This is a genomic window from Bradyrhizobium sp. NBAIM14 (assembly GCF_020193895.1).
Lineage (GTDB): Bacteria > Pseudomonadota > Alphaproteobacteria > Rhizobiales > Xanthobacteraceae > Bradyrhizobium > Bradyrhizobium yuanmingense.
Genome location: NZ_JADYVQ010000025.1, coordinates 61,612 through 67,893, shown reverse-complemented (window position 1 = coordinate 67,893; position 6,282 = coordinate 61,612). Strand labels below are relative to the sequence as shown.

At 66.6% G+C, this 6,282-nt stretch carries 8 protein-coding genes and 1 tRNA gene; 4 read left to right on the top strand and 5 right to left on the bottom strand.

Annotation, left to right across the window (positions count from 1 at the left end):
* Positions 1 to 151 precede the first annotated feature (151 nt).
* Genes I6F28_RS33825 through I6F28_RS33815 form a run of 3 tightly spaced genes read right to left on the bottom strand, consistent with a single transcriptional unit; the run spans position 152 to position 1,997 of the window.
* Positions 152 to 511, bottom strand: coding sequence for a VOC family protein (locus I6F28_RS33825; RefSeq protein ID WP_192893047.1), 360 nt, complete (start codon positions 509 to 511; stop codon positions 152 to 154).
* Positions 512 to 569: 58 nt separating this feature from the next.
* Positions 570 to 1,409: a helix-turn-helix domain-containing protein gene (locus I6F28_RS33820; protein WP_036020435.1), complete on the bottom strand. Its 840-nt coding sequence runs from the start codon at positions 1,407 to 1,409 to the stop codon at positions 570 to 572.
* Positions 1,410 to 1,418: 9 nt separating this feature from the next.
* Positions 1,419 to 1,997: a methylated-DNA--[protein]-cysteine S-methyltransferase gene (locus I6F28_RS33815; protein WP_225143217.1), complete on the bottom strand. Its 579-nt coding sequence runs from the start codon at positions 1,995 to 1,997 to the stop codon at positions 1,419 to 1,421.
* A 172-nt stretch (positions 1,998 to 2,169) separates the two neighbouring features.
* Here I6F28_RS33815 and I6F28_RS33810 point away from each other — a divergent pair.
* Positions 2,170 to 2,243 (top strand) — tRNA-Gly (locus I6F28_RS33810).
* A gap of 4 nt (positions 2,244 to 2,247) precedes the next feature.
* Here I6F28_RS33810 and I6F28_RS33805 read toward each other — a convergent pair.
* Positions 2,248 to 3,240 carry an alpha/beta fold hydrolase gene (locus tag I6F28_RS33805; protein ID WP_225143215.1) on the bottom strand — a complete coding sequence of 331 codons (993 nt, stop codon included), beginning with the start codon at positions 3,238 to 3,240 and terminating at the stop codon, positions 2,248 to 2,250.
* A 170-nt stretch (positions 3,241 to 3,410) separates the two neighbouring features.
* Between I6F28_RS33805 and I6F28_RS33800 the strand changes: the two genes are divergently transcribed.
* Complete coding sequence (locus I6F28_RS33800) at positions 3,411 to 3,992, top strand: helix-turn-helix domain-containing protein (RefSeq protein ID WP_225143213.1); 582 nt, start codon at positions 3,411 to 3,413, stop codon at positions 3,990 to 3,992.
* A gap of 24 nt (positions 3,993 to 4,016) precedes the next feature.
* Positions 4,017 to 4,490: a GNAT family N-acetyltransferase gene (locus tag I6F28_RS33795; protein WP_225143211.1), complete on the top strand. Its 474-nt coding sequence runs from the start codon at positions 4,017 to 4,019 to the stop codon at positions 4,488 to 4,490.
* Position 4,491: 1 nt separating this feature from the next.
* On the opposite strand, the gene I6F28_RS33790 is transcribed toward I6F28_RS33795, so the two are convergent.
* Positions 4,492 to 5,019, bottom strand: coding sequence for a DUF1003 domain-containing protein (locus I6F28_RS33790; RefSeq protein WP_225112990.1), 528 nt, complete (start codon positions 5,017 to 5,019; stop codon positions 4,492 to 4,494).
* Positions 5,020 to 5,129: 110 nt separating this feature from the next.
* Here I6F28_RS33790 and I6F28_RS33785 point away from each other — a divergent pair, with 110 nt between their 5' ends.
* Positions 5,130 to 6,203, top strand: a complete 1,074-nt coding sequence (locus I6F28_RS33785) for a LacI family DNA-binding transcriptional regulator (RefSeq protein WP_225143209.1) — start codon at positions 5,130 to 5,132, stop codon at positions 6,201 to 6,203.
* Positions 6,204 to 6,282: the final 79 nt, after the last annotated feature.

Here is a 6,282-nt window from a genome sequence, read left to right as displayed (position 1 = left end):
GCCGCAGGAAAAGCGCACAGCGTCGCCCTGATCGCTTGCGCCAGGAAGCTCCTTATCTACGCCAACACCGTTGTTGCCCGAGGTACGCCCTGGCGTGAAAATACCGCCGCAACTTAATGGTTGCTACAAGTGCTCGTGCGCGGCGGCGCCTCTACGGACAAACCGCCTCGACATTGTTGCCATCAGGGTCGATCAGGAACGCGGCGTAGTAGGTCGGGCTGTAATCCCTGCGTGGGCCGGCGCCGCCATTGTCGCGACCGCCGCTCTTCAGCCCTTCGCTATGGAACGCCTTGACTGCGTCGTGATCCTTGGCGCGAAACGCGATATGCGCACCATCTGCCTTGCGGCCCTTGTTCAGGTGCAGCCACAGCGCCGGCTCGCCCTTCGGCCCGAAGCCGGCATAACCGTCGCCGCTCGAGCACAGGACAAAGCCGAGTGGCGCCAGCACCGCGCTGTAGAAGCGCGTGGCGGCGTCGAGGTCGGCAACGCGCAATCCGATGTGGTCGTACATGTTCGTCTCCATTGCGAAGAAGCGTGCCGCGAAGGGCACGCGCCGGAGACGACCCTAGTCAGTTGAGGGCAAGCTGCTCTTGGAGAATCTTGCGCTCCCCCTTCGACGCCTGCCGGAACTTGGTCGGCGACACGCCGGCGGCGCGATGGAAGGTGCGGACGAAATTGGAGAGATCGCCGAAGCCGACGTCATAGGCGATATCGGTGACGGCGATGTCCTCGTCAGCGAGCAGCCGTGCCGCGTGGCGCAGCCGGGAGCGCACCAGATATTGATGCGGGGTGACACCGAGCACGGCCGAGAACAGCCGCAGGAAATGAAACGGGCTCAATCCCGCCTGCTTGGCTGCTTGCTCGAGGTCGAGCTCGGCATGCGAGTTATCGTCGATCCACAGCGCCGCCTCCACCGCGCGGCGGCGGTCGCGTGCGGTGGGAGTGGCCGGCTTGCGCGCTTTGCCCGAGACGGCGTCGACAAAACGGCCGGCCAGGATCTGGCCGATCTCGTCGAGGCCGAGATCGCTGTTGCCTTCTGCTGCCGTCTGGGCCAGCTCGCCCAGCACCATCAGCTCGGGCAGCGGCGGCGTTGCGCCGATCTGCCAGACCTCGCGCCGCCCGCCGAGGGCGTCGACCAAATCCTCGCTGAAGAAGAAGCCGAGGCAGACGTCGCCGGACACGTGCTCATGCGTGCAGGTGTATTCCTCGCCGGGGGCGCCGATCAGCATCGAGCCCGCCACCAGCTCGAAGAAGCCGGCGCGGCAATGGCAGCCGAAGCTGCCGGAGCGCACATAGGCGATGGAATGGCCGGTGCGGCATTCCGCAAACGGCCTGTCGTCCGGTCCCGCATCGCAGCGAAACTCGGAAGCCGTGATCGAGGGCGTCGTCAGCAACGTGGTGGCGTGCATGCCGCCTATTTAGGTAGGGGCGCGGGGCGGAGCAACCGGCAGCAGCACTTCGAACAAGGTCTTGCTGGCGACGGGATGGGCGCCTTCGAGCGCCAGCAGCCGCCGCTTCGAGATCACGCCGCCATAGGGCGAGAGCCGGTCGGTGTAATTGCCAGCCTCCAGCACCCGGTGACAGGGCACGATCAGCATGAAGGGATTCTTCGCGATCGCCTGCGCCACGGAATAGGACGCGCCGGAGGCGCCCAGCGCTCGGGCGACCTCGTGATAGGTGCGTGTCTCTCCGCGCGGAATGCTGCAGGTGTACTCGTAGACGCGCCGGTCGAAGCCGGGCACCCCGCCGGCGTCCAGGCTGACCTCGGAGAAGTCGGGATCGTGACCTTGCAGCAGGCCCGTGATGCCCTCGATCGCAAGCTCGGCGTTCTCGGACGGGCGCTGCTCTCGCGCCTCGGGATGGACCTGGAAAATCCGGCGGCGGGTGTCGATCTCCCGCGCCTCCGGCAATTGCACGGCGACCACGCCGGTGCCGCTCCAGATGATGCCGCAACGGCCGATGGCCGTATCGAATATCGCGTAAGCCCGCCCCACCATGCACACGCCCCACTCAGTGCACGTTTCTCCCCGGAGAAGCGATCATAACACCGCCACAATCCGGCGCACCTGGAATCTTATCAGGACGTTAACAACCGCCCCGCTCGTCGCGCCAAACCGCTTGGCGGCAGGCGCCGTCTCGGCTAATCAAGAGGGGCGCAAAGCGCACATCGCGGGCGTAGTTCAATGGTAGAACGGCAGCTTCCCAAGCTGCATACGAGGGTTCGATTCCCTTCGCCCGCTCCAGCCCTTAGTTCGGCAGGCTTCTCAGAAACTGGACGATCGCCGCGTTCACCTCCGCCGGCCGCTCCTGCTGCGTCCAATGTCCGCAGCCGGGCAGCATCTTGATTTCGCGCAGCTGCGGCACCCATTGTTTCATGTTGGCGAGATGTTCGGCGGCACCGGGGAAGGCGATGACCATATCATGGTCGCCGGCGACGAAGAGCGAGGGCACCACCACTTGCATGCCCTCGAATGCTGCCATCAGCTCCCAATTGCGATCGATGTTTCGGTAGTAATTGAGCGGCCCGCGAAAGCCGCTGCGCGCAAATTCGGCAGCGTAGTGGTCGAGCTCGGCGGCACTCAGCCAGGACGGAAGCGGCACCGGCACCTTCGGCAGCATGCCGTCCTTTCGGGAGACCATGCCGACCGCGACGGTCCGCCCTTGACGCTCGGCATTGGCGCGGATCGCGGCCGCCCCTTCGCCGGAGCCGCCGAAGAGCATGGCGCCGAGCGTTGCGCGAGGATCCCGCTCGAACTCCGCTTCGGCGATACCTGGCTGCTGGAAGTACAGCTGATAGAACTGCGCATCCGCCGTCTGCGGCATGACGCTCGTCGGCCGCACGGGACTGCGCGGCCGATACGGTACGCTGAGGATCGCGGCGGCCCGGAAGCGATCGGGCCGCAGGCGCGCCGTGTGCCAAGCGATTGTCGCGCCCCAGTCATGTCCAACGATGACGGCGTCCTTTGCCTCGAACGCGTCGAGCACGCCGACGAGATCGCCGACCATATGGAGGATCGTGTATTGATCGATCGCTTCGGGCCGGTCGCTCTTTCCGTAGCCGCGCATATCCGGTGCGACCGCGTGGTAGCCAGCCGCCGCCAGCGCCTCGAGTTGATGCCGCCAGGAGTACCAGCCTTCCGGAAAGCCATGGCAGAGCAGCACCATAGGCCCGTCGCCCTGCTCGGCGACATTGAGGCTGATGCCGTTGGCTTTGATCCTCCGCTGCGTCGGGCCATCCATTCGTCGCCTCCGATTTTTTGTGGTTGGGGTGCATCCTAATCGGGCGTACGGCCTGCGCAAAATTTCTAATATATTGGACTGCCGCTCCCGGCGTGTGCCTCCCCGCGCGCTAAGCTTCTCTCACCCCGGCGGATGCGGTCCTCGTATCGGGCGATGTTCGGATGAAACCCATGGACCAGCAAAAACTCGATCGCGCCATCGGTCGGCGCCTGAAGACGCTGCGGACGCAGGCGGGCATGACGTTGAACGAGCTTGCAGGCCGCTCCGGCGTCAGCCGGGCCATGATCGGGCGGGTGGAGCGGGCGCAGAGCAGTGCGACGGCGGCGCTGCTGAACAAGCTCTGCGCGGCGCTCGACGTCACGCTCAGCGATGTCGTCGCGCTCGCCGAGAAGCCGCCGGAGCGCCTGGTGCGGCTGGCGGACCAGCCGCTCTGGCGCGACCCCGACAGCGGCTATCGCCGGCGGCACGCCTCGCCGCCGGATGCGGCCAGCGGCATCGAGATCATCGTGGTCGACCTTCCCGCCGGCGCGCGCGTCTCCTACAGCCCCTGGGGCCGCAACGCCTTCACCCAGCAGCTCCTGATGCTGGAGGGCGCCATCGCCGTGCATATCGACGCCAAGGCGGTGCGGCTGGGCGAGGGCGATTGTCTGGATTTCGACGTGATGCGCGCGGTGATCTTCGAGAACGAAACCAAGCAGGACGCGCGCTACGTCATCATCGTCAGGCGCGGCGCGTCCTACGGCAAGATGTGAGGGCAAAGCGTGGAGACGAGCACGATGCAGATCCGGACCGGCGACACCTATGATCCGCGCGTCGTCGCGCTGCTCGATCACCACGTTGCTGCTGCGCGGGCGCAGACGGCGCCGGGCAGTGCCCATGCGCTCGATCTCGCGGGCCTGCGTGCACCCGACGTCGCATTCTGGACCGGCTGGGACGGCGAGACGCTGGTCGCGACCGGCGCGCTGAAGACGCTTTCGGCTGGCCATGGCGAGGTCAAGTCGATGCACACGCTGCAGACCGCGCGCCGGCGCGGCTATGGTGGCCAGATGCTGCGCCACATCATCGCGGAAGCCCGCGCGCGCGACATGACGCGGCTCAGCCTCGAGACCGGCTCGTGGGACTATTTCAAGCCGGCACACGCACTCTATCTGGCGCACGGTTTCGTCGCATGCGGCCCGTTCGAAGGTTATGTCGAGGATCCTAACAGCCTGTTCCTGACGCTGGAGCTGTCGGCGCTGGACCGCCGATAGCTTAAGAGCGCGTCTCCTCGATCTTGTCGAGCACGCGCTCGGGCGCGATGTCCCGGGCCGCTTCCTGCAGGTCGCGCTCCGCGTCCGGCTTGACGTCGAGCCGCTCGGCGACCTGGGTGAGCAGGCGGGCCACCTTGGTCAGCTCGTGCTCGGCGAGCAGGCTGATCTGGAGATCGAGATCGGCGCGCTTGTCGGCCGCCGCCGTCATGCGGTTCTGTGAGATCAGCACGAAGGTGGAAAGGAAGATCGCCTCCACCGAGGCGATCATCGCCAGCATGACGAAGCTCTCGTCCCAGGCGGCAAGCCCCGGAATCCAATGCAGGTTGGCGATGATCCAGAACCCGAACAGGGCGAGGTGCAGGTAGACGAAGATCATGCTGCCGGTGAAGGCCGTGATCGCGTCCGCGACCTTGTCCTGGCCGCTTGCCGCCTGCTGCTCGCGGCGCCGCCGCGCCACCAGCGCCTGGATGTTGCGCTCGAGCGTCGGGCTCAGCCCCTCGCCGGAATCATGGGTGATGTCGTTATGCACGCCCCGACAACGGTCCGCTCGCGGAGCCGTTCCAGTAAGGGGAAGCAAAAAGACCGATCCCCTCATCAAATGAGTTGCGTACCTCAAAACACCTCTGCTAGCCTTCAGCCATGGCCGAGACCCTGAGCCCGACTGTGCTGACGCTGAAGGACATCGCCCGCGAGGCCGGTGTCAGCCTCGCCACGGTCGATCGCGTGCTGCACAACCGGCCGGGGGTCCGCCCGGATACGGTCCGGCGCGTCAAGGACGCCATCGCGCGCAATTCGTTCCAGCCGCATGTGGCGGCCGCCGAGCTCGCGCGCGGCCGGGCCCGCCGCTTCGCCTTCGTGATGCCGTCGGGCTCGAACCCGTTCATGCAGCAGATCGAGGCCTATCTCGGCGAGATGGGGGGCTGGCTGTCGGCCCGCCGCCTCAATGTCGAGATGATCGCAACCGACGTGTTCGAGCCCGCCGCGCTCGCGGCCTCGCTCGAGGCGCTGTCCGGCGACTATGACGGCGTCGCCGTGGTGGCGCTGGACCATCCGAGCGTCCGCGCCGCCATCAATGACCTCGTCGATGCCGGCGCCAAGGTCGTGACGCTGGTCTCGGATGTGCCGTCCTCGCGCCGCCACCATTATGTCGGCATCGACAACATCGCCGCGGGCCGCACCGCCGGCGCGCTGGTCGGGCGCCTGGTCGGCCAGAGGTCCGGCAAGGTCGCGATCATCGCGGGCTCGCAGGGCCTGCGCGACCATGCCGAGCGCATCTTCGGCTTCAACCAGGTGATGGCGACGGAATTCCCCGATCTCAGCGTGCTGCCGGTGCTGGAAGGGCGCGATGAAGATGATCGTTCGGAGCAGCTGCTGGCGCGGCTGCTCGGCAAGCATGGCGACATCGTCGGTCTCTACAACGTCGGCGCCGGCACGCAGGGCGTCGCCAAAGCGCTGAACGACAAGGCCCAGAACGCGAAGGCATCCGGCGCGGCCGGGCGCGACAAGCAGGTGGTGTTCGTCGGGCACGACGTCACCGCGCTGACCCGCCGCTTGCTGCTGCAGGGCGTGATGGATGCCGCGATCTCGCAGAACCCCGGACATGAAGCGCGCGCGGCCGTCCGCGTGTTGCTCGCGCTCGCCCGCGGCGAGCCGATCTTGAGTGAACAGGAGAAGATCCGGATCGACATCGTGATGCGGGACAATCTGCCCTAGCGGCAGGTGAACTTGGAAACGGGACCGCCAGCGGGGAAAAGCGACGCAAGATCGCTCTCCCGAGGCAGGCGAAAGGGAG